Origin of the sequence: Aeromonas sp. PrichA-15, assembly GCF_017939245.1 — a bacterium.
GTDB lineage: Bacteria > Pseudomonadota > Gammaproteobacteria > Enterobacterales > Aeromonadaceae > Aeromonas > Aeromonas caviae.
This window is the reverse complement of sequence record NZ_JAGKRH010000178.1, coordinates 6,886-31,142: the sequence shown is the minus strand read 5'-3', so window position 1 is coordinate 31,142 and position 24,257 is coordinate 6,886. Positions and strand designations below refer to the sequence as shown.

Here is a 24,257-nt window from a genome sequence, read left to right as displayed (position 1 = left end):
GATGACGGTATAACCTGGCCAGAAGGAGGCAATATCAATATGATGCACGGCGACAGCAGGGTGATGGTGGTGGTGTGTTTGGAGACAGCCAGTTTACCAGCACCCTGTCTGTCAACTTCCACTTCCCCAAGATCCCGCGAAGAACCCTTTTTCATGGGCGTGTCCCATAGACGAAAGAACAAGCCCCGCATCGGCGGCAATGCTGTTCACTTAAGAGAATTTGAGTTCCAGTCCACGTAGTATCAGGACAAAAAAGCGAGGGAGGCATGATGCCTCCCTCTTTCTATTGCAAGCCCCGCTGGATAAAGGCTGGAGGAAGATCGACTGGACACAGCCTTGCCCCCTCAACTCAAATCCAATTTATGAATAATCAGTCAAAAAAGTGCTTATCTGAACAGCATTGCCGCATCGGCGGGGCTTGAGTCTCCGTCACTATGTGGCGCTTAGCCTATGGTCATCAGGCTGGCGTTGCCACCGGCGGCGGCGGTGTTGACCGAGAGGGCGTGCTCGATGAGCAGGCGCTCCAGCGGGATGTCGGTCTCGCCGCGATGCAGGCCGTGCACACCGATGATGGCGCCGTTACGGGCTGCCTGGCGCGCGGCGGCGAGCTTGCTCACCTCCCGCAACTGATCCGAGTCGCCGTGGTGCAGCAGGGCATCGAAGTCCGTCTCCCCCGTGGCCCAGTCCGCCACCAGCGCGATGGGATCCCGCACCTCGGTCGGCAGGGAAGAGAGCAGGGAGCGTGTCTGGGCATCGTCCGGCAGCAGCACCTGGCTGCCGACCGCCAGACAGGCGGCCAGTTGGGCCAGCAGGTCGGCCTTCTCCTGGGCAAGACAGAGCACCCGTTCCCGGGGCAGCAGGCTGTAGCTGTTGCGCTCGCCGGTGGGGCCGGTCAGCAGCTGGGTACGGCCGCTCTGGGAGAGCGCGGCGTAGTGATCGCACAGGGCGGCGAGGGCAGGATCCTGCTTGCTCGCCCAGTCGCGCAGGGCCACGAGGGGGGCTTTCGCCTCGGCGTGCAGGGCACCGGACTCCTGGTGCAGCTGGTTGGCCACCGCTTCCTGGGGACGGGCGCCGAGCAGGCGATACATGTAGAGCGGGCCACCGGCCTTGGGACCGGTGCCGGAAAGCCCTTCCCCACCGAAGGGTTGCACCCCGACCACGGCGCCCACGATGTTGCGGTTGACGTAGAGGTTGCCCACCTTGGCCACGTTCACCACCTGGGCGATGGTCTCGTCGATGCGGGTATGAACACCCAGGGTCAGGCCGTAGCCGCTGGCGTTGATCTGCTCGAGCAACTCCCCGAGCCGGGTGCGCGGGTAGCGGACCAGATGCAGCACAGGGCCGAACACTTCGCGTCCCAGTTCGTCCAGGCTGTCGAGCTCGATCAGGGTCGGCAGCACGAAGGTGCCGCGGCTGCAGGCATCCCCCTGGGTGCGGGCGATCTGGTGCACCTTGCGCCCCTTGTCGCCCATGGCCTTGATGTGGCGCTCGATGTTGGTCTTGGCCTCGGCGTCGATGACGGGGCCGATGTCGGTGGAGAGGTGCTCGGGGCTGCCGACCTTGTACTCGGCCATGGCGCCCTTGAGCATCCGGATCACCCGATCCGCCACGTCATCCTGCACGCACAGCACTCGCAGGGCGGAGCAGCGCTGACCGGCGCTGTCGAACGCCGAGGAGATGACATCCATCACCACCTGTTCGGTCAAGGCGGAAGAGTCGACGATCATGGCGTTCTGGCCGCCGGTCTCGGCGATGAGGGGAATGGTGCGACCCTGGGCGTCGAGGCGACCGGCCAGGTTGCGGGAGATGATGCCCGCCACCTCGGTGGAGCCGGTGAACATGACGCCGCGCACCCGTTCGTCCGCGATGAGCGCCGCACCCACGGTCTCACCACGGCCCGGCAGCAGCTGCACCGCACCGGCGGGAACCCCCGCTTCCAGCAGGATGCGCACCGCTTGTGCCGCGATGAGGGGGGTCTGCTCGGCAGGCTTGGCCAGCACCGTATTGCCGGCGGCCAGGGCCGCGCACACCTGGCCGCTGAAGATGGCCAGCGGGAAGTTCCAGGGGCTGATGCAGACCACGGGGCCGAGCGGCCTGTGGGTGTCGTTGGCGAAGTGGTTGCGCGCCTGGGCGGCGTAGTAGCGCAAAAAGTCCACCGCTTCGCGCACCTCGGCGATGGCGTTGGCGAAGGTCTTGCCGGATTCGCGAACCAGCAGGCCCATCAGGGGTTGCAGTTCGGATTCCATCAGATCGGCGGCCCTGTCCAGCACGGCGGCCCGCTCGGCTGGCGGGGTGGACTGCCAGATCTGGCCGCTCGTGAGGGAGCAGGCGAGCGCCTTGTCCACCAGCGCTACCGTGGCTTCGCTCACCTGACCGACGACATCGCGGTGATCCGCCGGGTTGAACACGGGCTGGAACTGGGTCGGCGCCTCGGTGTCGCAACCCAGCATGGGCACGGCCTGATAGGCGGTGTTGGTGCTGGCGAGCAGGGCGGCGGAGAGTGACCCCAGGCGGTGCTCGTTCGCGAGATCCAGACCTGCGGAGTTCGGGCGCGCCTCGCCGTAGAGATCCCGGGGCAGGGGGATGCGCGGATGGGGCAGACCCAGGGTCCCTTCACGGGCGGCCATCTGCTCGATCTGCTGCACCGGATCCTGCACCAGATCCGAGAGGGAGATGTTGTTGTCCGCGATGCGGTTGACGAAGGAGGTGTTGGCCCCGTTCTCCAGCAGGCGGCGCACCAGGTAGGCGAGCAGGGTCTCGTGGCTGCCCACCGGAGCATAGATGCGGCAGGGGCGACCCAGCTTGCCGTCGGCCACCTTGCCGACCACCTGTTCGTAGAGCGGTTCACCCATGCCGTGCAGGCACTGGAACTCGTACTGGCCCGGGTAGTAGTTCTGACCCGCCAGCTGATAGATGGCAGACAGGGAGTGGGCGTTGTGGGTGGCGAACTGGGGATAGATGGCCTCGGGCACCGCCAGCAGCTTGCGGGCGCAGGCGAGGTAGGAGACATCCGTGTAGGGCTTGCGGGTGTAGACCGGGTAGCCTTCCAGCCCTTCCTGCTGGGCACGCTTGATCTCGCTGTCCCAGTAGGCGCCCTTCACCAGACGGATCATCAGGCGGTGACGGCTGCGCTTGGCGAGATCGATGACGTAGTCGATTACATAGGGGCAGCGCTTCTGGTAGGCCTGGATGACGAAGCCGATGCCGTTCCAGTCGGCGAGGGACGGATCGAAGCAGAGCTTCTCCAGCAGATCGAGGGAGATCTCCAGGCGATCGGCCTCCTCGGCATCGATGTTGATGCCGATGTCATACTGCCTGGCGAGCTGGGTCAGGCCCAGCAAGGTGGGGTAGAGCTCCTCCATGACGCGATCGTACTGGGCGCGGCTGTAGCGCGGATGCAGGGCGGAGAGCTTGATGGAGATACCCGGCCCCTCGTAGATGCCGCGACCGTGGGAGGCCTTGCCGATGGCGTGGATGGCCTGCTCGTAGGAGGCCAGATAGCGTTTGGCGTCCTCCTCGGTCAGGGCCGCTTCCCCCAGCATGTCGTAGGAGTAGCGGAACCCTTTGCTCTCCATGCCGCCTGCGTTCGCCAGCGCCTCGGCGATGGTCTCGCCGGTGACGAACTGTTCACCCATCAGGCGCATCGCCATGTCGACGCCCTTGCGGATGAGCGGCTCACCCCCCTTGCCGATGAGTCCCTTGAGGGAGCTGTTCATGCCCGCCTCGTTGTGGGTGGCCACCAGCTTGCCGGTGATGAGCAGACCCCAGGAGGCCGCGTTGACGAACAATGAGGTGCTCTGGCCCAGGTGCTGGCTCCAGTTGCCGCCGCTTATCTTGTCGCGGATCAGGGCATCCCGGGTCGCCTTGTCGGGGATGCGCAGCAGCGCCTCCGCCAGACACATCAGGGCCACCCCTTCCTGGGAGGAGAGGGAGAACTCCTGAAGCAGCCCCTGCACCAGGCCCTGACGGCCGCTGGCGCTCTTCTGGTTGCGCAGCTTCTCGGCGATGCCCATGGCCAGCTTCTGGGTCGCGTCAGCCTTCTCCTTGGGCAGACGGGCCTGCTCCAGCAGCATGGGGACGGCTTCGGTCTCGGGGCGGCGATAAGCCCCCGTGATGGCGGCCCGCAGCACGGACTGGGGCAGAATGCTCTCGGCAAACTCGAGGAAGACCTGGATGCCCTGCTCGGTCAGGGTCTCGACGGCCTCTTCCCCGGCGGCGGCAGCCAGCCCGGAGTGCTCGGGCGGGGTCAGACCGCGATCCAGTTGCTCCAGATAGGTGAAGATGGCTTGCTTGATCAGCCAGTGGGGAGTGCGATCCAGGGTCTGCGCAGCCTGTTTGAGGCGGTCGCGGGTCGCTTCATCGAGTTTGACGCCGAGGGTGGTAGTGGCCATGGGACTTCCTGTGTCTAGAAGGTAACAATATTACCGGACGGTTAAATTTCGCCGATGATGGTGCAACCAGGTGCAACCTTCAAGCAAGAAATTTTAATGTATTGGTTACATTGTTGAATTCTTCCATGAATCCGGTCTCCATCAGGCTCCTTTCAAGCCCGCCGCTTGTCCGCTTTTCACAGCATTATTAATGGGTTGGCAATGCATCTTATGAATGCCTACATGAGGTGCAACCCACTGCGAATCGGGTTGCACTTTTGCGTGTTCGACCGAGCCCGGGCTGTGAGCGCGGCTCCCCCGTGCGCAGAAGGGGGCGGAGCGCAACCTGACAGAGCCCCGTGCTCTTCTATGCTGTTAGCTGGCCACAGGGGCCAGCTATCGGTGACAAGGAGAAACCCATGGCGCGTGTCAGTACCTATCTCAATTTTGCCCGGGAGACGGAGGCTGCCTTCCTCTTCTATCGCGAAGTGTTCGGCGGAGACTTCAGCGGCCCCATCCACAGGTTCAAGGAGTCCCCGGGTTGCCCGGGCCAGCCCCCTTTGTCGGAGGAAGACGGGGAGCTGGTGATGCATGTGGCCCTGTCCATCCTTGGGGGTCACGTGCTGATGGGCACGGATGCTCCGGCCAGCATGGGGTTCACCCTGGTACAGGGCAACAACAGCTACCTCAACCTGGAGCCGGACAGCCGGGGCGAGACCGATCGCCTGTTCGCAGCCCTGGCCGAGGGAGGTCAGGTGGAGATGCCGCTGGCGGAGATGTTCTGGGGTGACTATTTCGGATCCCTGGTGGACAAGTTCGGCACCCACTGGATGTTCAACTGCCAGAGCAAGACCTGACGGCAGATCTGCAATGAAAAGGGCGCCATGGCGCCCTTTTCATCTTTATTGCCCATCACAGTCCCTATTTGCTGCGCCTGCCACCTGCGCTGGTATGCCCCGGGCATGGGATTGGGATTGCAGTGCGCTGAGCTGCCTTATGGCGTGCGACCCACCATGTCAGCGGGGATCACCCAGGCATCGAATTGCTCCGCGCTGAGGTGGCCCGAGGCAATGGCCGCCTCCCGCAGGCTGAGCCCCTGATGGTGCGCCCGCTTGGCGATCTCGGCCGCCTTGTCATAGCCGATATGGGGGTTGAGGGCCGTCACCAGCATCAGGGAGCGGGAGAGCAGATCGTCGATCCTGGCCTGGTTCAGGGTGATGCCGACGGCGCAGTGGTCGTGGAAGCTCTGCATGCCGTCCGCCAGCAGCCGCACGCTCTGCAGGACGTTGTAGGCGATCATCGGCCTGAACACGTTGAGCTCGAAGTTGCCGCTGGCGCCGCCGATGTTGATGGCCACATCGTTGCCCATCACCTGGGCGCAGAGCATGGTGAGGGCCTCGCTCTGGGTCGGGTTGACCTTGCCGGGCATGATGGAGGATCCGGGCTCGTTCTCGGGGATGAGCAGCTCCCCCAGCCCGCTGCGGGGGCCGCTCGCCAGCCAGCGCACGTCGTTGGCGATCTTCATGAGGGAGGCTGCCAGCGTCTTGAGGGCGCCGTGGGCGTGAACCTGGGCGTCACTCGCCGCCAGGGCCTCGAACTTGTTGGGGGCGCTCACCAGCGGCAGGCCGGTCTGCTCGGCCAGGGTCCTGGCCACCGCCTCGGCAAAGCCGGGAGGGCAGTTGAGGCCGGTGCCCACGGCTGTGCCGCCGAGCGCCAGCTCGCACAGATGGGGCAGGGCGGCCCGTAGATGGCGCTCCCCCTGTTCGAGCTGGGCGACCCAGCCGGAGATCTCCTGGCCCAGGGTGAGGGGAGTGGCATCCTGCAAATGGGTGCGGCCAATCTTGACGATGTGGTCGAAGGCGGCGGCCTTGCCTGCCAGGGTCTGCTTCAGGGCAGCGAGGGCCGGCAGCAACCGCTGCGTGATGGCGGTGACTGCCGCCAGGTTCATGGCGCTCGGGAAGACATCGTTGCTGGACTGGCTCTTGTTTACCTCGTCGTTGGGATGCACCAGCCGCGCTTCCCCCCGGGGGCCGCCGAGCAGTTCGCTGGCCCGGTTTGCCAGCACCTCGTTGAGGTTCATGTTGGTCTGGGTGCCGGAGCCGGTCTGCCACACCATCAGGGGAAACTCGGCGTCGTGCAGGCCGCGCAGGATTTCGTCGGCGGCGGCCATGATGGCCTGGGCCTTGCGGGCGGGGAGTAGCCCCAGGGCGTGGTTGACCCTGGCACAGGCGGACTTGATGCGGGCCAGGGCATGGATGATCTCCCTGGGCTGGCGCTCTCCCGAGATGTTGAAGTGGTGCAGGGAGCGCTGGGTCTGGGCGCCCCAGAGCCGATCGACCGGGACGGCGATCTCCCCGAGGCTGTCGTGTTCAATCCTGATGGTCATGGTGCCTCCCGCCGGCAGGAAAAGGGGCGAGGGAAGATCCCTTGCCCCTCACAGCATGGCAAATCCCGCGGGCGAACGCTCAGGTCACCGCGGTCGTCATGGCCCCGGCCAGGGGGTGAAACGGCGTCAGCTCGGCCAGGGGCGCGGCCGTGATGAACTCCTGAGTGGTCTCACCGTGCTTGAAGATCTTGAAGCCCTCGCCCCGGGCGCTCCAGTATTCGATGCTCTCGCCGCCGTGCTCGCCGCTTACCTGAAGCAGGCTCCCTTCGCGCAGGGCCACCACGGACTCGCTCGGGTTGATGGCACAGAACTCGGCGAGCCGCTCGTCCCGGGTCTCCCCCATGTGGCCGCTGATGCCGGCATCCAGGTAGTGGGGGTTGATCTGCAGGGGGAACAGGCCCAGCGCCGGCAGCACGGCGGCGCTGCACACCGGCATGTCGTTGGTGGTGAGGATGCTGGGGGTAGCCACGTTGCAGCCGGCGCTCCAGCCCACATAGGGCACGCCTCGCTCGCGCACGGCACGCTGGATGGGCACCACCAGGCCGTATTCGTGCAGCAGCTGGTTCAGGCGCCAGGTGTTGCCGCCGCTGATGAAGATGGCGTCGGCCCGCTGGATGGCATCCACCGGATCGTCGAACTGGTGGATGCTGATGGCCTTCACCCCCAGGCTCTCGCTGAGTTCGAAGGCGCGGGCGTCCCAGTCGCTGCGGATCACCGCGTAGGGGATGAGCAGGATGCGCTTGACCTGTTTGCGGGCGAGCAGGGTTCGTACCCGCTCCCGGGCCCAGCCGAGCAGGCCGGGGTGTTCTGTGGTTTTGCCGTTGCTGAGCAGAAGCAGTTCCATGAAAGCTGTCCTCAAAGGGTGAAAGCGGAGGAGGGAGGATCACTTGGGCCGGTGCGGCCAAGTGGCCGTCGGGGCATGCTAGCACCCCGGGCTGGGCGGTTCTGTGATCCGGGGACCCATTCAACCACTGCGAAGGGGCGGGTCAATGCCAATGGATGAATGCGCAGCGCCAATGAAAGACCCCGCCGAGGCGGGGTCCGAGGAGGGCTGGACGGATCAGGAGGCGGTCGCCTCGGCCACCCGGAACTCGGGCTGCTGGCGCAGCTTCCACAGCTCGCTCCACTTGCGCAGGGCGGAGATCAGGATCAGCGCCCCCAGCACCAGCATGATGAGGGAGATGGCGCCGTTCATCGGGTTGTAACCCTTGGCGGCCGAGTTGAAGTAGACGTTGCGCATCATCCAGTAACCGGCGTAGTTGACGGTCACGAACAGGTAGGCCAGCGGGATCAGGCAGGTCAGCATATAGCGGCGCTTGCTGGCGAGGCGCAGGATGATGGTGGCACCTATGATGAGACCCACCGAGGCCATCAGCTGGTTCGATACCCCGAACAGGGCCCATACCGAGCCGATATCGCCGGACATCAGCAGATACCCCCACATGACGCAGGCGAGCACGCTGGCCCCGATGGCGCCCGGCATCCAGTCGATGCGCTTGAGGGGCGGGTAGAACTCGCCGAAGAAGTCCTGAATGAGGTAGCGGGAGACGCGGGTGCCGGAGTCGACGGCGGTCAGGATGAACACCGCTTCAAACATCACCACGAACTGGAAGAAGTAGGAGGCGAGGTTACTGAACCAGGGCACCTTGGTGAAGATGTAGGACATGCCCACCGCCAGGGTGACGGCGCCGCCGGTGCGGCCGTTCAGATCCATGCCGATCTCCTGGGAGAGGAAGGGCAAATCCACCACCTGCATCCCCAGCTTGGCGAAGGCCTCCGGAGTGGCGTTGATGGCGAAGTAATCCGCCGGGTGCAGGGCGGTGGCGGCGATCAGCGCCATCACGCCCACCACGCACTCGGCCAGCATGGCACCGAAGGCGACCGGCAGGATGTCGTTCCACTTGTCCACCAGTTTCGGGGTGGTGCCCGAGCCGATGAAGGCGTGGAAGCCGGAGATGGCGCCACAGGCGATGGTGATGGAGATGAAGGGCCAGACCGGGCCGCCCAGTACCGGGCCGCCGCCGTGGACGAACTGGGTCATGGCGGGGAACTGGATCTCGGGGTTGATGCAGATGACGCCGATCACCAGGGCGCCGAATACACCGATCTTCATGAAGCTGGAGATGTAGCCGCGCGGGGTGAGCAGCAGCCAGACCGGCAGCGCGGTGGCGAAGAAGGCGTAGACCGGCAGCGCCAGACTGATGGTCTCGGCACGCAGGGTCAGCCAGGCACCGAAGGCGCTCTCCTGCACGTAGGGGCCGAAGAAGACACAGGCCAGCACGGCGGCAAACCCGACCCAGGAGGCGGCTTGCAGGTTGCCGGTCAGCTTGTGCCAGATCCCCACCACCATGGAGATGGGGATGGTCATGAAGACGGCAAACACGCCCCAGGCGTTACGCTCCAGCGCGTGCACCACCACCATGGAGAGACCCGCCATGGTGATGGTGATGATGAACAGCATCGCAAGACCGGTGCACCAGCCCGCGATGGGGCCGAGTTCGGCCTTCGCCACCTCGGAGAGGGACTTGCCCTGATGCTTCATGGAGGCGAACAGCACCACGGTGTCGTGCACCGCACCGCCGATGACGCAGCCGATCAGCAGCCAGAGAAAGCTTGGCAGGTAACCGTACTGGGCGGCCAGTACCGGGCCGACCAGCGGGCCGGCGGCGGCGATGGCCGCAAAGTGCTGGCCGAAGTTGACCCACTTGTTGGTTGGCACGTAGTTTTTGCCATCTTCCAGCTGGTGGGAGGGGGTGACCAGTTTGTCGTCGGCCTGCAGCACCTTGCGCACAAAGAACACGCCGTAGAGGCGATAGGCGATGGCGAGGATGCAGAGGGCCGCAATGACAAAAGTGATTGCGTGTTGCATGGGGGAGTTTCCTTTTCCTGTGGCCAGTCTGGCCGGGCTCAGGCTGCACTCTACCGATGCGGTGGGGAAAGGGGAGCGAAGAAAAGGTCAGTGGCCGGGTTCCGCCCGCGAGTGGCAGAAAAGCGACCCCGAGTGGTTTGGCGGGTGTGCCGATGGCCGTGGTGAGCGGGTGAGTGGTAGCTGGCGGAGCAGGAGCGGGGTGAGGCGTCCTGCCCCATCAGGGAATATCGAGCAGCTCCTTGAGGGGCTTGAGGTAGCGGCGACTCACTGGCACCTTGTGACCCCCCTGGGTCACCACTTCCGCCAGCCCGCCGTCGAGCAGCAGGATCTCGCGGATCTGGCCCGGGTTGAGCAGGTATTGGCGGTGACAGCGCACGAAGCCGGTCTTCTCCTCCAGGGTGCGCAGGGTCAGCTCTGTGGTGCCCTGCTGCTGGGCGCTCACCACCTTGTTGCCGGCCAGATCGCTGTGGACGAACTCCACCTCGCCAAGGGGCAGCAGCAGAATGCGGTTGTGGCCGCTGCAGGGGATGCTGCGCAGGGGCTGGGCGATACGGGTCGGATCCGGCAGCGGTTGGCCCGCGAGCTCACCTTTTGGCGAGAGCAGCCGCTGGATACGCTCCAGCGCCCGGTTCATCCGCTCTGCCGTGACCGGCTTGAGCAGGTAGTCGAGGGCGTTCTCCTCGAACGCGCGCAGGGCAAACTCGTCGTAGGCGGTGATGAAGACGATGTGGGGGCGCAAGTCAGGATCCAGCATGCTCACCAGCTCCAGCCCGCTGATGCGCGGCATCTGGATGTCGAGAAACAGCAGGTCGGGCTTGAGGCGATGGATGGCGGGCAGCGCCTCCATGGCGTGGGCACACTCCCCCAGCAGGCGGATGTTGCCCGCCTGCTCCAGCAGCAGCCGCAGCTCCTCGCGGGCGAGGGGTTCATCGTCGACGATCAGGGCGGTCAGCATGGGCTCTCCTGCAGGGGAAGGGTGATCCTCACCCGGGTGGATTGATGGGGCTCGCAGTGAATGGTGACCCCGTACTCGGCGCCGTAACGGGCCTTGATGCGCCGGTCCACTATGTTCATGCCAAGGCCGCTCTCCTCCCGTTTGGCCTGATAGAGGCCGGCGTTGTCCTCGACTTCCAGCACCAGCTGCTCGTCCTCCTGCCGCGCCGTCAGGGTCAGCCTGCCCGGCTCGAACATCTGGGAGATACCGTGCTTGATGGCGTTCTCGACGATGGGCTGCAGGGAGAAGGTGGGCAGCCGGTACTCCAGCAGCGGCTCGGGAATCTGGATCTGCACGCTCAGGTGCTCGGCGAAGCGGGCCTGCTCGATGTGCAGGTAGGCGTTCACGTGCTCCAGCTCGTCGGCCAGGGTCACCTCGTCACCCTGGCGCTTGAGGTTCTTGCGAAAGAAGGTGGAGAGGTGGTGCACCAGGGTGCGGGCATCCTCGGGGTCGCGCCGGATCACCGCCGCCAGGGTGTTGAGGGCGTTGAACAGAAAGTGCGGGTTGATCTGCGCCTGCAACAGCTTGATCTCCGACTGGGCCAGCAGCCGCTTCTGCTCGTTGTACTTGCTGGCCAGGATCTGGCCGGAGAGCAGCCGGGCGATCCCCTCTCCCAGGGTGCGGTTGATGGAGGAGAAGAACTTGCGCTTGGGCTCGTAGAGCTTGATGGTGCCCACCACCGACCCCTCTTCCCCACGCAGCGGAATGACCAGCGAGGAGCCGAGCCGGCACTGGGGATGCAGGTTGCAGCTGTAGGGGATGAGGTTGCCGTCGGCATAGACCACCTCGTTGTGCTGGATCGCCTTGAAGGTGTGGGCCGAGTTGATGGCGGTGCCCGGCAGGTGGTGATCCTCGCCGATGCCGATGAAGGCGAGCAGCTTCTCCCGATCGGTGATGGCCACCGCGCCCACCCCGGTCTCTTCGTAGAGGATGCGCGCCATCTGTTGGCACGCCTCCTGGGTGAACCCCTTGTCCAGCACCCGCATCGCCCGCTCGGCGATCTTGAGGGCGCGGGCGGAGAAGGCGACCGAGTACTTCTCCAGCATGGCGCGGTGATCGAGGATCATCCGCATGAACATGGCGGCCCCCAGGGTATTGGCCACCAGCATGGGGGCGATGATGTTCTCGATGAGGTGGACGGCGTCGTCATACGGACGGGCCACCAGCAAGATGATGCCCATCTGCATCAGCTCGGCGATGAGGGCCACAGATCCCACCACCCAGGGGCTGAACAGCAGATCGAGCCGGTGGCGGGCGACGAAGTGGCGGTGCACCAGGCCGCCGAGCAGCCCTTCGGCGATGGTGGAGAAGGTGCAGGCCAGGGCGGTAAAGCCCCCCAGCGAGTAGCGATGGATGCCGCCGGTGAGCCCCACCAGCAGCCCCACCACAGGGCCGCCGACGATGCCGCCGAGCACGGCGCCGATGGCGCGGGTATTGGCGATGGAGTCCTCGATCCTGAGGCCAAAGTAGGTGCCCATCACGCAGAAGCCGGAGAAGATGAGGTAGCAGAGGATCTTGTGGGGCCAGCTCAGTGTCACCTGAGTCAGTGGCATGAAGAGCGGCGTCTTGGAGAGCAGCCAGGCGATCACCAGATAGACGCAGAGCTGCTGGAAGAGAGATATCACGAGCGCGAATTGTTCGAAAGCCACGGCACACTATCTCGAAAGGGGATGCTCATCCAATGGACGCGGAGTATTAGCAAACCCCGATTTGCGCTGCAAGCCGCGGGCGCCGGAATAGCGCGCCTGCGCACAGATTTGCCGGCACCCTGAGCCAAAGGCATCCCTTCGCCCTGTCTGCCGGTCAATCGAGTGCGACGTCGACCCATACCAGGCGGTGATCCGAGCTGACTCCCTTGGCGATGCCGAGCTTGGCGTCGTACACCAGGTGGTAGCCCGGCTCGAAGCTGGCCGGCCAGAACACGCCGGAGGCGACCGCGTTCAGGTTGGCGGAGGGCAGCACGTGGTCGAGCTGCAGGCCGCTGCTGCTGGTGATGCGCTCCGGGGTGGGGCGGTTGTTGTTGCGCTTGCACTGATCCGGATGGCTGGCGAGGCACTCGGGGCCGCCCTGGCTGACCGGGATCAGGGCGCCGTTGGTGACGGCCTGGTTGACCAGCACATGGTTGTGCAGCGCCTGAATGGCGGTGAGATCCCCATCGCCAATCTGGGGATCGGCGTTGAGATCGCCGGCGATGACGAACCTGGCACCCGCGGGCAGGCCACCCGCCTTGCCGGCGTCATCCACCATGTAGCCAGCCCCTGCCACATAGTCCTGCCAGAAGGCTATCTCCGCACGGTTGCGTTTGACGTTGTGGCGCGCCGCGTTGCCGAAGATGGGCGGGGTCGGGTGGGAGATAAGGAAGTGGATCACCTCCTCCCTGTCTCCCTGCCTGATGTGCACCGGCACGTCGGCGTGGTTCTTTGAGGAGAGGGGGAGCGCCTGCCAGGCTGCGTCGTCATACCAGGCATCGCCACACTGGCGGCCGCTCGGGATCGGTGCCCTGGGGTTGTGGCAGTCGTCGATGACGGGGTTCGCTTCGCCCGGCATCTCCTTCCACTTGAATGTCTGGAAGGTGCGGATCTGCCTGGTATCGATGGGATAGCGGGACATCACGGCGAAGGCGTACTGGCCGTGATAGCTGCCAAAGCCCCAGGCGTCGTCCGGCCTGCTCACTCGGCCATCCAGGTTGAGGTCATGGCCGCTCATCAGGCCGGTGTTGGTGGCGAAGTTCTGCAGCACCGGATAGCTGATGGCGGTCACCTCGTCGTGCTGGGCATGGGCCAGGTAGTTGTCGTTGAAGGCGTGGAGGTCCGTGGTGTCGCGGCCCTTGCCGTCATTGTCGAATTCGCTTAGCAGCAACACGTCCGGCCGGGTGCGCTGGATGATTTCGGCGATGTTGCGGATCTGCTGCACGTCGAGGGCCTTGGTCTTCTCGGCGCCGCTCAAGGTGCCGTCGGCGAGGCGGGCCAGCAGGGCATCCTGCTCGGTGCGGGTCAGGGCGAGCTCTTCCCCCAGCATGCCGGGTGCAGTGCGATCGAAGGCGAGATTGAAGGTGGCAAAGCGAACCATGGCGGGCCTCGGCGTCAGTGTGGCCGGGACAGCCTGCCATCTTTGGCAGGAAAATGGCAGCACCCTGCCGAATTTCATGGGAAAGGTGCCCGGGTTTCCCCCGTGACACGCAAGCGCTCGGCTCAGGCCCAGCGGGAGAGAGGGGAGGGAATGGCGTAGGCGTAGCCCTGCTGGTAGTCGCAGCCCAGCCGGTTCGCCACCTCGATATGGGCCTGGGTCTCCACTCCCTCGCACACCACGGCCATGCCGAGTCGTTGCAGGTATTTCACCAGCCCCGTCAGCATGTTGAGGGCATGGGTGCTGCGTACAGCCTGGAGCAGCAGGGAACGATCCAGTTTCACGATCTCGTAGGGGAGCATCATCAGGCGCTGGAAGTTGCATGCCAGGGAGCCGAAGTCGTCACAGGCGATGTGGGCGCCATGGGCTCGCAACACCTCGATCATCTCCCTGTGCTGGTGCTTGATCCTGACGTGTTCCAGCACCTCGAACCAGATGGCGATCCCCAGCTTGCGGGCCTGGAGCAGCACCAGCAATAGCAGATTGCGGTAGGTGGGGCTGGAGAGCGCCGGATTGAGGTTGATGGAGAGCGCATAGGGGCCTTTTTGGGCGAGCACGGGCAGATCGCGCATGATGGCCCTGAGCATGACGATATCGAGGTGCAGAGCATCATCCTCGCCGAGGGCGGCAAAATCGATGCTCTGATAACCCTGGTTGCCGGCATCCCAGCGCCTGGCCAGCACCTCATACCCCTTGACCTGACGATCCTGGCCGATGATGGGCTGATAAAAGGGGATGACGATATCCGCCATGCTGACCATGGCACTCACGGGATACTCTTCTTTGAACGCAAACATGGCTCTCACCTGACGGAACATGGCTGCGCATCATACAGGGAGGGTCTAAAGGGAGGCTGTAGGAAGAGTCTGATAATGGGCGTGGGCAGGAAGGAGGGGGTCAGGGAAGGGCATGGCCCTGTGCAGGTGCGGCGCCAGCCAGGGGGGCTGCGTGCATGGCCTGGGCAAGCCAGGACCAGTCGAGCATGGGGGAGCCCGCCTTGAAGCGCTGATAGGCGCATCCCTGACGGATGGTCAGGAAGAGGGTGCTCGGCAGGCCGAGGCGGTTGAGGTAGCGCACCATCACGTCTCCCTGGTAATCCCGCAGCCGCAGTTGCAGCTCGGGCAGTGTTAGCCCGTGCTCGCGACCCGTTTCATCCCAGATTTCAAACATCTGTGTGCACTCCTTGCGACATGAGGCTCTACTGTTTCTAAAAAGTGCGGGAAGGGCAATTGTCAGATCTGACAGCGCCATGTGGATTCTATCCAGAAAAGCGAAAACCCGGCGCGAGGCCGGGTTGTCTGAAGGATGGTGGAGGGAGAAGGATTCGAACCTTCGAAGGCAGAGCCGTCAGATTTACAGTCTGATCCCTTTGGCCGCTCGGGAACCCCTCCACAGGGGCATTGCATATTGTGTTCAGGAAGATGGTGGAGGGAGAAGGATTCGAACCTTCGAAGGCAGAGCCGTCAGATTTACAGTCTGATCCCTTTGGCCGCTCGGGAACCCCTCCACGGGGTATTTTCCTGATTTTTACTTACTTGACGCACTTGAATGGTGGAGGGAGAAGGATTCGAACCTTCGAAGGCAGAGCCGTCAGATTTACAGTCTGATCCCTTTGGCCGCTCGGGAACCCCTCCCCAAGTGCGAGGCCGCATACTACCAGATCCGGCAAGGTTGTGAACCCCTTGGCCGCATTCTGACGACAAAAAAGTGTCAAGTGGTCATTTTTTGATATGTTTCGCTCAAAATTCACACTTTTCAATGACTTTTATGTCGCTGCCGAAACGGCGAGGGGGCGTAGGGGGCTGGCAGCCAGGAGCCTCGGGCTCCTGGCGGATCATGGGGAGCGGGCGCTCGCTCAGGCGTCGGCGGGGCGGGCCTGCTGGCAACCCTGCACCGCATGGGCGATGAGTTCGAGGGCGCTCTGCTCGCAGGGGGGCAGCACCTCGTCGCAACTCGCGATCGGGGTGACGCGATCTCCCCATTTGATGAGGGCGGCGCCCCAGGTTAGCCCGGCCCCGAAGGCGGCGGTCAGCAGGTAGCTGTTCGGCTTGACCCGACCCTGCTCCAGCGCCTCGCACAGGGCGATGGGCACGGTGGCGGCGGAGGTGTTGCCGTACTGCTCTATGTTGACCATCACCTTCTCCATGGGGGCGTTCATCCGCTTGGCCAGGGTCTCGATGATGCGCACGTTCGCCTGGTGCGGCACGATGAGATCGACCTGCTCGGGGGCGATGCCGGCCTGGGCCAGCACGGCGCCGGTGGCCTCGCCCATGCCGCGCACGGCACGCTTGAAGATCTCCTGCCCCTCGAAGTTGAAGGTGAAGAGGCCGTCGATGTCGGCAAAGCGCACCCGATCGGTGCCGAAGTTCGGCACGTGCAGTATCTCCCGCGCCTCGCTGTCACAACCGAGCTTGCTGGCAATCAGGCCGCTCTCCTGCTCGCTCGCCTCTATGATGACGGCACCGGCGCCGTCGCCAAACAGCACGGCGGTGTCGCGCTTGGCCCAGTCCAGCAACTGGGTCAGCCGCTCGGCGCCGATCACCAGCACCCTTTGCATCATGCCGGTCTGCACCAGGGAGGTGGCGACGGAGAGGGCATAGACGAAGCCGGTGCAGGCGGCGTTGAGGTCGAACACCGCCGCCTTGTGGGCGCCGAGGGCCTGCTGCACGGCGGAGGCGCCATTGGGGACCAGCGTGCCCGGTGTGGCGGTCGCGAGGATAATGCCATCGAGGGCGGCGGCGTCCAGACCTGCGCACGCCAGGGCGCGACGGGCGGCCAGGGTGGCGAGCGCCTGGGTGCTGACATGGGAGACCCGGCGGGCCTTGATGCCGGTGCGCGGGTAGATCCACTCGTCCGAGGTATCCATGATGGTGCCGAGGTCATCGTTGGTCAGCGAGGCGGGGGGCAGGCATTTTCCCCACCCGGTGATAGTGGCGTATGTCATCTTGTCGTCGCTTGTCGTGATGGCCGCCCTGGGGCGGAAAGTGGCGAAATTATGCCGCACGGGGCGTTCACTGTCATCCTGCGGTCCTCCCAGTGTAAGGGGAGTGGCGGGAGCAAGACCGTGATTTTGCTTAAATTTCCGCTTCTCCTTGCCGTAAGATGAAGGCCCGATCCCGGCGACCCCTTCCCGAGGTGACTCCTGTGCACAAAGCGAATCTCAATCTCTTGCCCACCCTCAAGGTGCTGCTGGAGACCCGCAACATCAGCCGGGCGGCGGAGCTGCTGAACCTTAGCCAGCCCTCCATCAGCAAGCAGCTCGGCCAGCTTCGCAGCGAGTTTGGCGACGAGCTGCTGGTGCGGGAAGGGCAGCGCTGGCTGCTGACCCCGCGAGCCGAGGCCCTGGCGGCCCAGCTTGCCGATTCCCTCGGTGCCCTGGAGCGGCTCTACGAGGCGCCTGAATTTGCCCCCGAGCGCTGCGAGCGGGTGTTTCGGCTCGCCTCCTCCGACTACGTGGCCCAGCACATCCTGCCGGACATCTGTGCGGCCCTGGCGAGGGCCGCCCCCCGGGCGGCGCTGGAGTACAGCCTGTGGGACAAGCGCCAGTTGCCCCAGCTCTGGCAATCGGAGCTGGACATGGTCTCCACCATCACGGAGCTGGTGCCGGACCAGATCCGTGGCCTGCATCAGGGGGAGGACAGGCTGGTGGTGCTGATGGGGCGCCATCACCCGCTCTCTGGCATGGCGCTCAGCCTGGAGGATTACCTCGCCTGGCCCCACCTGCAGGTGAGCGGGGGCGGGGACAAGGACAGCCCGGTGGAGCAGGTGCTGGCCCCCCGCGGGCTCTCCCGCCGCTGGTTTGCCCGGGTGCCCTTCTTCCAGGCAGCGGTGGAGGTGCTGCTGCGCACAGACTGTCTGATGACCACCCCGGCCCATATCGCCTGGCAGCTCTCCCGGGAACATGCCCTGAGTTTTTGCGATCTCCCCTTCGCCACCCGGGTCCAGCAGTATCATCTGCTGTGGCACCAGCGCCACCACCTGGATCCGGCTCACCGCTGGTTTCGCGAGCTGGCCTATCCCTTCCTGCGGGATCACCTGCAATTCACCCTGGGGGAGAGTCGCAAGCAGTTGGCCCGAGGGCCGCTGGTGAGCCGCTGATGGCAGCGGGTTGTGCCACTCTATAGCCACTGGCTATGGACTCTATTCATAACTTTCACTTCTGGCATAGCGAGCCACCCCCTACCCTGATCCCGGGTGACAACAATCGACACGAAGGAAGAGAAGGTATGGAGCTGACGAGTTGGCTGGCGCTGGCCGCCATTTGCGTGATGGGGGCCATCAGCCCGGGGCCGAGCCTGGCACTGATCATCCGCAATACGGTACAGGGAGGGCAGGGCCACGGGGTTGCCACGGCGCTGGGCCACGGCCTGGGAGTCGGCATCTATGCGCTGATCACGGCCCTCGGCCTCTCCATCCTGATCACCCAGACCCCGCTGCTGTTCGATCTCATCCGCTACGGCGGCGCGGCGTTCCTCGCCTGGCTCGGGATCAAGGCGTTGCTGGCCAGGCCCGCAGGGGGTGAGGCAGGCAAGGAGGAGGGGCACCCGCCACGGGGACGTCAAGGGGCGTTCGAGGGCTTTATGGTGGCCTTCTTGAACCCCCAGCTCGCCATCTTCTTTATCGCCCTGTTCAGCCAGTTCGTGCATGCCGACACCGGCTGGCGTGAGGGGGGCATCATGATGCTGACCGCAGGCGGCATCGATGCGCTCTGGTATGTGCTGGTGGCCCTGGTGCTCTCTCGCGGGCCCGTTCTTGCCTGGCTCAAGGCCAAATCCACCGTGATCGACAAGGTGAGCGGCCTGGTGCTGCTGGGGCTGGCCCTCAAGGTCGTGATCTAGCTCCGCGTCGGGTGCCTGCGTAGTCGGCACTCTGTCAGGGCCGGGGGTTGAAGGGGCAGTCAGATGATCTTGTACCGGGTCAATCCTGCATTCTGCGGTGATCTTAAGCGGGATCAAGGCGGGGGGCGGGGAGTCTGGCTAGAGTGGCGGCCATTTGCAGCCCTTCGAACCGGACGTTATGCGCGATCAGAACCATCACAACCGCCTGGAGTTGCTGGCCCCGGCCAAGAACCTCGCCTATGGCATCGAGGCCATCAACCACGGCGCCGACGCCGTCTACATGGGGGGCCCCGCCTTCGGTGCCCGCAGCGCAGCAGGCAACAGCCTCGAGGACATCGAGGCGCTGGCGCGCCATGCCCACCGCTTCGGCGCCCAGGTCTTCGTCGCCTTCAATACCCTGCTGCACGACCACGAGCTGGAGCAGGCCCGGCGCCTGACCCATCAGATCTACGAGGCGGGCGCCGATGCGCTGATCGTGCAGGACATGGGGCTGCTGGCGCTCGATTTACCCCCCATCGCGCTGCACGCCAGCACCCAGACCGACAACCGCACCCCGGAAAAGGTGACGTTTCTGCAGGACGTGGGCTTCTCCCAGGTGGTGCTGGCCCGCGAGCTCTCCCTTGCGCAGATCCGCGAGATAAGCGCCGCCACGAGCGTGCAGCTGGAGTTCTTCATCCACGGTGCCCTGTGCGTCTCCTACAGCGGCCAGTGCAACATCAGCCACGCCCGCACCGGGCGCAGCGCGAATCGCGGCGAGTGCGCCCAGCTCTGTCGACTGCCCTGTTCCCTGCAAACGTCGGCGGGGGAGGTGCTGGTGGAAAACAGCCACCTGCTCTCCTTGAAAGACATGGATCAGACCGACAACCTGGAGGCGCTGATCGCCGCAGGGATCCGCTCCTTCAAGATTGAAGGGCGCCTCAAGGGGCTCGACTACGTCAAGAACGTCACCGCCTGGTATCGCCAGAAGCTGGACACCATCCTGGCGAGCCGCCCCGATCTGGTGGCCGCTTCCGCCGGTCGTTGCAGCTACACCTTTACGCCGGATCCCAAGAAGAGTTTCAACCGGGGCAGCACCGACTACTTCCTCCATGGCCGACAGCCAGGCATCGACTCGCCGCGCAGCCCGAAATACGTCGGGGAGCCGCTCGGGCGCGTCACCAGCGTGACCCGCGATGGCATCGAGATCGACGGCCAGGCCGTTGCCCTCAACAACGGCGATGGCCTCGGCTTCTTCAAGCCGGGGGGCGAGCTGGTGGGGATGCGCCTCAATAAAGTGGAGGAGAAGGCACAGAGCAAGCGGTTACTCCTGTCGGAACCCATGCCCGGTCTCAAGGTGGGCACCGAGATCTTTCGCAACCACGATCAGGCCTTCAGCAAGCAGCTCGAAAAGGGGAGCGCGGATCGCCGCATCCGGGTCGATATGCGGTTATCGGAGTGCGACGAGGGACTGCGGCTCGAACTTGTGGACGAGCAGGGCATTGGCGCCGCCGTCACGCTCCCCTGCGACCAGCCGCCGGCCGACAACCCGGAACGGGCGCTGCAGCAGGCCAGGGATCAGCTCGGCAAACTCGGCAACACCCTGTTTGTGGCTCGCCAGATTGAGTTGGCATTCACTCGCCCGCTATTTATTGCGGCTTCACAGCTTAACGGCTTGCGCCGGGAGGGGATCGCCGCCCTGGAGGCGGCCCGTCTGGCTGCCTACCGGCGACCCGAGCGGCGCATTCCCCTGCGAGGCGCCGTTTATCCCCAGCATCGGCTCTCCTACCTCGGCAACGTGCTGAACAGCGCGGCGGAGCAGTTCTTTCGCGAACACGGGGTGGGGAGCATCGCCCCCGCGTATGAGGCGAACAAGGAGGAGCGGGAAGTGGTGCTGATGACAACGAAGCACTGCATCCGCTACAGCCAGCAGCTCTGCCCCAAGGAGGTGCCCGGTCTCAAGGCCGAGCCCCTGGAGCTCAAGATGGGCAAGGACAGCTTCCGCCTGCGCTTTGACTGCCATCGCTGCGAGATGCAGGTGATGGGCAGCCTGAAGAGAGGATGATTGCCCGTGTGGGCATGGGGCTGGAGCGGATTTGATGGCAGTATGGGGCGCGGCCTTGTCACGGATATCCCGTGATGAGGCGCCTTCCCCCAGCCTTCTTCTGACAAAGGATCCGTCATGAACATCAATGCACTGCCGTTTTGCACCACGAACTGGGCCGAGGTCCCGCCGACCGAACACAAGGGAGAGCGCGGCGTCGCCCGCTGGCACACCCGGCAGTTCGGGGATCTGCGGGTGCGAATGGTGGAGTACTCCCCCGGGTATCTGGCGGATCACTGGTGCAGCAAGGGCCATGTGCTGCTCTGCCTCGAAGGGGAGCTGCACACCGAGTTGCAGGATGGCCGCGTCTTAACCCTGACGCCGGGCATGAGCTACCAGGTGGCGGACAACGCCGAACCCCATCGTTCCTACACCGAACTGGGCGCTCGCCTCTTTATCGTCGACTGAGCCGCCCTCTTTCCCGCTTTCCCCTTGTGCATCAGGAACTTGCCATGCTTGAACTCAGACCCAACTGCGAGTGCTGTGACCGGGATCTGCCCGCCGACACGGCGACGGCCTACATCTGCTCCTTCGAGTGCACCTTCTGCGCCGAGTGCAACGATCAGTATCTACACCTGACCTGCCCCAACTGTGGCGGCGAGCTGGTCAGGCGCCCGCGCCGCCCGGCGGCCAAGCTGGTGAACAACCCCGCCTCCCTCCAGCGCGTCTTCAATCCGGCTCTGAAAGCGGAGCTGGGCAAGGGGGGCTAGGGCCCTCCCTTCATGGGAAGGGCTGGGCTGGGAACTGGCTCGTCCTTGTGGCTCTTGACCTTCTCCCGGCGGCAGCCCCTATCAAGGGGGCTCACACCAAAGGAGCAAAAGATGACGGAGCGATTCGAAGGAGAAGGGGCGAAGGCCTATGACAGCCGCATCCCCCTGCTGGTGCCAGGCTACGAGCTGCTGCACCAGCTTTGTGCCTCCCGGCTGATGGCCGCGCTGGGCTAGCAGGCCCGGGTGCTGCTGGTGGGGGTGGGTACGGGCAGCGAGTTGCTGCTGCTTGGCCGTCTCTGCCCCCGCTGGACCTTTGTGGCCCAGGATATCTCGGCGGACATGCTGGCCCAGGCCAGGATGCGGGCCGAGCAGGCGGGCATGGGGGAGAGGGTGCGCTGGCACCTGGGAGCATTGCCTGTGGTGGATAAGCCTTTCGATAGTGCACTCTGTCTGCTGGTTCTGCATTTTCTGGCGCAAGATGCCAAAACCGCGCTATTGGGTGATATTTATCGCCAGCTCAATCCTGGCGCTCCCCTGCTGCTGGCGGATCTGATGGCGCCCACGGACCCGCTTGAGCGCAAGGCGATGGGGTTGCAAGCCGCCCTCGCCGGTCTGCCGCTTCCCGCCTGCGAGCAGATGGTGCGCCGCCTCGGGGAGGATTTCACCTCCCTGGACGAGGGACAGACCCGGCGCCTCTTGCAAGGGGCCGGTTTCGCGGCGGCGCGCCGCTTCTTTCAGGCGCTGGGGTTTCACGGCTGGCTGGCGCAGCGGCAGTGAGCCCTGGCCGGGCTGCGCCGGATCAACGAGAGGCCCTCTCCAGCGTCAGCAGTGCCTGCTTGATGGGCAGGCCTCCCGCATAGCCGGTGAGGCTGCCATTCTGGCCGATCACCCGGTGGCAGGGGATGATGATGGAGAGCGGATTGCGGCCGTTCGCGGCACCCACCGCCCGCACCGCGTTTGGCTTGCCGATGGCGCGGGCGATGTCGCCGTAGCTGCGGGTCTCCCCGTAGGGGATGTCGCACAGCGCCTGCCACACCGCTTGCTGAAACGCCGTGCCCCTGGGGGCGAGCGGCAGGGTGAAGCGCTGCAACCGGCCCGCGAAGTAGTCCCGAAACTCGGCGAGGAAGGGGGCGAGCGCCTCGCCGTCCTGCTGCCAGTCCTGCATGTCGGGCAGTGGCCGCAGTCCGGCCAGGAAGTCCACATGGACCAGACCGCGCTCGTCGATGGCGACCAGCAGTTCGCCCTGGTCGGTGGGCATCATGTCATAGCGGATCATGGGCTCTTCTCCTCGTCTTGTGTCTGTGTTGGCCGGGTGAGCAGCGCCGGTTGCTCACTCATGGCGTGCCACAGCCAGCTCGCGGCATAGGCGCGCCACGGCTGCCAGGGGGCGCTGCGCGCTGTCACCTCTTTCACCGGCAGCTTGTCACCGCCCCCCAGCGCCTTTTGCAGCACGAGATCCGAGGCGGGGAAGGCATCCGTGTCGAGCCCGCAGCGCAGCCGCCAGTAAGCGACCGTCCAGGGACCTATGCCCGGCAGCGCGAGCAGTTGCTCGTCGCTTGCCGTGGCGAGGGTGAGTGCGCCGCTTGCGAGCGCCGAGGCCAGCCCTTGCAGGGTGCGGATGCGGCTGCCCGGCATGCCGATGCCGTCGAGATCCAGCTCGCATAACTGGGTCGGGGTGGGCAGCTGCGCGGTGCCGAACTGCGCCAGGGTGCGCTCCACCAGGCGCCCCATGATGGTGATGGCACCCTTGACCGACACCTGCTGGCCGACGATGGCGCGCAGCATCACCTCGTATTCATCCCACCCCCCCGGCAGCCGCACCCCGGGCCATCGTCCCTGGATGCCGGCGAGCAGCGGATCCTGCCCCAGGTGTTCGCCGATGCGGCTCATGTCGGCGTCGAGATCCCACATGCGGCGCACGCGGTACAGGATGTCCGGCAGCGCTCCCGGCGGCAGATCCCGCACCGTGAGTCTGAGCCTCTCCCCCTCGACGGGCTCGATGCGGATGAGCCCCTCCTGCTCGCCGACCCGGTGGCGGCGCTCGTAACCGTGCTCATCCACCCGCTCCAGCCCCGGAATGGCTCGCAACCGGTAGAACGCGAGCATGGCCTGGACGTCGAACGGCGGGCGATACAGCAGGTGCAGTTGCAGGCTAGATTGCGGCGTCTCCTGCGGCGCACCCCCTTCCTGCTTGCGTAGGGCGCCCGGTGTCATCCCATACGCCTGCAGCCAGGCGTCGTTGAAGCGACGAATGCTCGCAAAGCCTGCGGCAAACGCCACGTCCGTGATGGGCAGGCGCGTCTCCGTCAGCAGCCGCTTCGCAAGCAGCAGGCGGCGCGTCTGCTCCACCTGTTTCGGCGAGGCGCCGAGGTGTTGCTCGAACTGGCGCCTCAGGGTGCGCTCCGTGATCCCGGCCTGCGTTGCAAGGGAGCCCAGGCTGTGCTCCGCCAGCTCGCCGCGCTCGATGCGCGCCAGCACCTGGGCGACGAGCGGTGGCAGATCCCCGCTCTGGGCCGGTGCGAGCTCGGGGCGACAGCGCAGGCAGGGGCGCAGCCCGTGCTGCTCCGCCGCCGCCGCGAAGCGAAAATAGCGCACATTGTGCTCATGCGGTGCCCGCGCCGGACACACGGGGCGGCAATAGATGCCGGTGGAGAGCACCCCGGTGAAGAAGCGACCATCGAAACGCGCGTCTCGCGCGAGGCGTGCGGCGTGGCACTGCTCCCGGGTGAGACCCGGGATGATCTCGTCCCGTTGGGATGAATGCGGGGGCTCTGTGGTCATGGCATGGCTCGGGTTGCTGTGGGCATGTCCCAGAGACTAAGCGGGGGCGAGAGGGGTGACTAGCCAAAAACGGACAGGAATAGCAAAAATAGTGCGATCCGAG

At 65.1% G+C, this 24,257-nt stretch carries 19 protein-coding genes, 3 tRNA genes and 1 pseudogene; 8 read left to right on the top strand and 15 right to left on the bottom strand.

Annotated features, from left to right (window positions below):
- Positions 1 to 443: 443 nt before the first annotated feature.
- A complete protein-coding gene (gene putA / locus J9889_RS18290) occupies positions 444 to 4,391 on the bottom strand; it encodes a trifunctional transcriptional regulator/proline dehydrogenase/L-glutamate gamma-semialdehyde dehydrogenase (protein ID WP_210557627.1) in 3,948 nt (1,315 codons plus the stop codon).
- 398 nt (positions 4,392 to 4,789) lie between these two features.
- Between putA and J9889_RS18285 the strand changes: the two genes are divergently transcribed.
- Positions 4,790 to 5,227, top strand: coding sequence for a VOC family protein (locus tag J9889_RS18285; protein ID WP_104454669.1), 438 nt, complete (start codon positions 4,790 to 4,792; stop codon positions 5,225 to 5,227).
- A gap of 137 nt (positions 5,228 to 5,364) precedes the next feature.
- On the opposite strand, the gene fumC is transcribed toward J9889_RS18285, so the two are convergent.
- The 12 genes and pseudogenes from fumC to J9889_RS18225 form a co-directional block, all read right to left on the bottom strand.
- Complete coding sequence (gene fumC, locus J9889_RS18280) at positions 5,365 to 6,756, bottom strand: class II fumarate hydratase (RefSeq protein ID WP_210557625.1); 1,392 nt, start codon at positions 6,754 to 6,756, stop codon at positions 5,365 to 5,367.
- A gap of 79 nt (positions 6,757 to 6,835) precedes the next feature.
- Positions 6,836 to 7,600, bottom strand: a complete 765-nt coding sequence (gene pepE, locus J9889_RS18275; RefSeq protein WP_210557623.1) for a dipeptidase PepE — start codon at positions 7,598 to 7,600, stop codon at positions 6,836 to 6,838.
- Between the two features lie 216 nt (positions 7,601 to 7,816).
- The gene (locus J9889_RS18270) at positions 7,817 to 9,625 is read right to left on the bottom strand and encodes a carbon starvation protein A (RefSeq protein WP_210557621.1); all 1,809 of its coding nucleotides are present in this window, start codon (positions 9,623 to 9,625) and stop codon (positions 7,817 to 7,819) included.
- 217 nt (positions 9,626 to 9,842) lie between these two features.
- The gene (btsR, locus tag J9889_RS18265; protein ID WP_201903501.1) at positions 9,843 to 10,580 is read right to left on the bottom strand and encodes a two-component system response regulator BtsR; all 738 of its coding nucleotides are present in this window, start codon (positions 10,578 to 10,580) and stop codon (positions 9,843 to 9,845) included.
- Positions 10,574 to 12,268, bottom strand: a complete 1,695-nt coding sequence (locus J9889_RS18260; RefSeq protein ID WP_111896405.1) for a sensor histidine kinase — start codon at positions 12,266 to 12,268, stop codon at positions 10,574 to 10,576. The genes btsR and J9889_RS18260 overlap by 7 nt, the downstream gene beginning before the upstream one ends.
- A 154-nt stretch (positions 12,269 to 12,422) precedes the next feature.
- Positions 12,423 to 13,728, bottom strand: a pseudogene (locus tag J9889_RS18255) (endonuclease/exonuclease/phosphatase family protein).
- A gap of 82 nt (positions 13,729 to 13,810) precedes the next feature.
- Positions 13,811 to 14,542: an EAL domain-containing protein gene (locus J9889_RS18250; protein ID WP_029313880.1), complete on the bottom strand. Its 732-nt coding sequence runs from the start codon at positions 14,540 to 14,542 to the stop codon at positions 13,811 to 13,813.
- Between the two features lie 100 nt (positions 14,543 to 14,642).
- Positions 14,643 to 14,915, bottom strand: a complete 273-nt coding sequence (locus J9889_RS18245; RefSeq protein ID WP_010673275.1) for a hypothetical protein — start codon at positions 14,913 to 14,915, stop codon at positions 14,643 to 14,645.
- A gap of 136 nt (positions 14,916 to 15,051) precedes the next feature.
- Positions 15,052 to 15,136: transfer RNA gene (locus J9889_RS18240), tRNA-Tyr, on the bottom strand.
- A 31-nt stretch (positions 15,137 to 15,167) separates the two neighbouring features.
- Positions 15,168 to 15,252, bottom strand: a tRNA-Tyr gene (locus tag J9889_RS18235).
- A 42-nt stretch (positions 15,253 to 15,294) separates the two neighbouring features.
- Positions 15,295 to 15,379, bottom strand: a tRNA-Tyr gene (locus tag J9889_RS18230).
- Positions 15,380 to 15,600: 221 nt separating this feature from the next.
- Positions 15,601 to 16,689: a ketoacyl-ACP synthase III gene (locus J9889_RS18225; protein ID WP_201890683.1), complete on the bottom strand. Its 1,089-nt coding sequence runs from the start codon at positions 16,687 to 16,689 to the stop codon at positions 15,601 to 15,603.
- 200 nt (positions 16,690 to 16,889) lie between these two features.
- Here J9889_RS18225 and J9889_RS18220 point away from each other — a divergent pair, with 200 nt between their 5' ends.
- From J9889_RS18220 to J9889_RS18195, 7 genes are all read left to right on the top strand, one after another.
- Entirely contained in the window at positions 16,890 to 17,843 is a 954-nt protein-coding gene (locus tag J9889_RS18220; RefSeq protein ID WP_210557613.1) for a LysR family transcriptional regulator, read from the top strand.
- 128 nt (positions 17,844 to 17,971) lie between these two features.
- A complete protein-coding gene (locus J9889_RS18215) occupies positions 17,972 to 18,583 on the top strand; it encodes a LysE family translocator (protein ID WP_210557611.1) in 612 nt (203 codons plus the stop codon).
- A gap of 178 nt (positions 18,584 to 18,761) precedes the next feature.
- A complete protein-coding gene (locus tag J9889_RS18210) occupies positions 18,762 to 20,624 on the top strand; it encodes a U32 family peptidase (RefSeq protein WP_210557609.1) in 1,863 nt (620 codons plus the stop codon).
- A 117-nt stretch (positions 20,625 to 20,741) separates the two neighbouring features.
- Positions 20,742 to 21,071, top strand: coding sequence for a DHCW motif cupin fold protein (locus J9889_RS18205; RefSeq protein ID WP_210557606.1), 330 nt, complete (start codon positions 20,742 to 20,744; stop codon positions 21,069 to 21,071).
- A 44-nt stretch (positions 21,072 to 21,115) separates the two neighbouring features.
- Complete coding sequence (locus tag J9889_RS18200; protein ID WP_128345118.1) at positions 21,116 to 21,373, top strand: DUF1272 domain-containing protein; 258 nt, start codon at positions 21,116 to 21,118, stop codon at positions 21,371 to 21,373.
- A 111-nt stretch (positions 21,374 to 21,484) separates the two neighbouring features.
- Positions 21,485 to 21,607: a hypothetical protein gene (locus tag J9889_RS24575; protein WP_282597961.1), complete on the top strand. Its 123-nt coding sequence runs from the start codon at positions 21,485 to 21,487 to the stop codon at positions 21,605 to 21,607.
- A 9-nt stretch (positions 21,608 to 21,616) separates the two neighbouring features.
- Positions 21,617 to 22,150, top strand: coding sequence for a class I SAM-dependent methyltransferase (locus tag J9889_RS18195; RefSeq protein ID WP_349237018.1), 534 nt, complete (start codon positions 21,617 to 21,619; stop codon positions 22,148 to 22,150).
- A 22-nt stretch (positions 22,151 to 22,172) separates the two neighbouring features.
- Here J9889_RS18195 and J9889_RS18190 read toward each other — a convergent pair whose 3' ends face one another.
- Positions 22,173 to 22,649: a methylated-DNA--[protein]-cysteine S-methyltransferase gene (locus J9889_RS18190; protein WP_041211223.1), complete on the bottom strand. Its 477-nt coding sequence runs from the start codon at positions 22,647 to 22,649 to the stop codon at positions 22,173 to 22,175.
- Complete coding sequence (locus J9889_RS18185) at positions 22,646 to 24,154, bottom strand: DNA-3-methyladenine glycosylase 2 (protein WP_210557604.1); 1,509 nt, start codon at positions 24,152 to 24,154, stop codon at positions 22,646 to 22,648. Before J9889_RS18185 ends, J9889_RS18190 begins: the two co-directional genes overlap by 4 nt.
- Between the last annotated feature and the right edge of the window lie 103 nt (positions 24,155 to 24,257).